The 1,711-nt window shown below is 39.2% G+C and carries 2 protein-coding genes; both read right to left on the reverse strand.

Features of this window, described 5'->3' with window-relative positions:
- The coding region (locus tag F6K13_RS31890; protein WP_287289696.1) for an RNA-guided endonuclease TnpB family protein at positions 1 to 1,171 on the reverse strand (1,171 nt) is incomplete at its 3' end.
- Between the two features lie 115 nt (positions 1,172 to 1,286).
- Positions 1,287 to 1,711: class I SAM-dependent methyltransferase (locus F6K13_RS31895; protein WP_287289698.1), on the reverse strand; the 425-nt coding region annotated here is incomplete at its 5' end.

The raw sequence follows: 1,711 nt of genomic DNA on the forward strand, positions 1-1,711 counted from the left end.
TAGGGGCTTTCTGTTTCATAGCACCCGCCCTCCGAGACTTGCTCCCTTCGGGCCTTACGGTCGCTCCACAGACTGACACTGCCTGCCCGGCAGCCAAAATATTTATACTAGCGTTGATATCTCTATCGTGGTGAGCTGAACATTCTGGGCAATCCCACTCTCTAATATCAAGAGGCAATTTCTCAACCACATGACCACAATTAGAACAACGTTTAGAACTGGGAAAATATCTATCAATTTTAATTAGTTCCCGGCCGTACCATTCTGCTTTGTATTCTAATTGCCTGACTAATTCTCCCCAATTTGCATCACTTATTGCTTTAGCTAACTTATGGTTTTTTACCATATTCTTAACTGCTAAGTCCTCAACTACAATAGTTTGATTTTCTCTAATTAATTGAGTGGTTAGTTTATGGGTATAGTCAAGCCTTGAATCTTTGATTTTTGCGTGTATCCTAGCTACTTTCAGTCTAGCTTTCTGGTAATTATTAGAGCCCTTGGTTTTTCGGCTGAGTGATTTTTGAGCTAACCTCAGTTTCTTATACAGTTTATTAAAATACTTAGGGTTGTTGACTTTTGTGCCATCACTTGTGGCAATGAGACTACTAATACCAACATCAACACCAACTCTTTTTTTGAGTGGTTTGAGTTGGAAATCTCTGTTGTCGTTAAATCTCAAACACACAGACCATCTACCAGAGGGGTCAAGTTTGACTGTAATTGTACTAGGTACACAACCTGGTGGTAATTCCCTACTCCATCTAATCGGTAATGCTTCAGCACATTTAGCTAGGTATACTTGACCATTTTTCCACGTGAATGCTGCTTTGGTAAATTCAGCACTTCCACCATTACGTTTTTTCTTAAAGTTTGGGTATTTAGTCCGTCCACTAAAAAAGTTAGTAAAAGCTGTTTGTAGATGTCTCAAACTTTGCTGTAATGGTACACTGCTGACTTCAGTGAGAAACTCTAAGTCCTCCTGTTTTTTCCAGCTTGTCAGCATGGCCGAAGTTTGCTTGTATCCTACACGCTCCTGTTTCTCGTACCAAGCTTGAGTTCTGGCTGCCAAGGCTTTGTTGTAGATGAGTCTCACGCACCCCAAAGTTCTCCTCAACAAGTTTTCTTGTTCTGGAGTAGGGTAGAATCTAAATTTATACGCTTTCTCAACCATCTACTACTTACTTATCCAACACTTACAGTTTAATATATTATGTGTAAAACCGCAATCTGGTTGCGATTCATCCCGACGCTTCCTTGTCAGGAAAGCGCGGGTCTTCTCGCAACATTTAGATAAATATTCCACCTTGAGGCTGCAAAACTCTTTTAACTTCTTGAAAGAAAAGTAATGGCTCTGATAAATGGTGAACAATACTGTTAGAAATTACCATGTCAAAACTATGTTCTGAATAGGGTAATTTTTTGGCATCTACTAACTCTAATTTGACCTGGGATTGTAATTTTGCTTTTTCAATATTTCTCTCTCCAATAGTCAGCATATTTTTTGATAAATCAATGCCAATTATTTGCCATTCTGGTTGTTGCTGACATATTAATATCGGTATTCTGGCAGTACCAGTACCGACATCAAGAACTAATCCTTTTTTTGGGCCGATTTCTATAGAACTTTCTGCAAAAGCTTGATTAAATCGGGAGAACGTCGGGGAAGGGAAGAAGTTAGAACTCGGTTGTTGGCGGTTCATGTAAAAAAAAA

This window comes from Okeania sp. SIO2B9, assembly GCF_010672505.1.
GTDB lineage: Bacteria > Cyanobacteriota > Cyanobacteriia > Cyanobacteriales > Microcoleaceae > Okeania > Okeania hirsuta.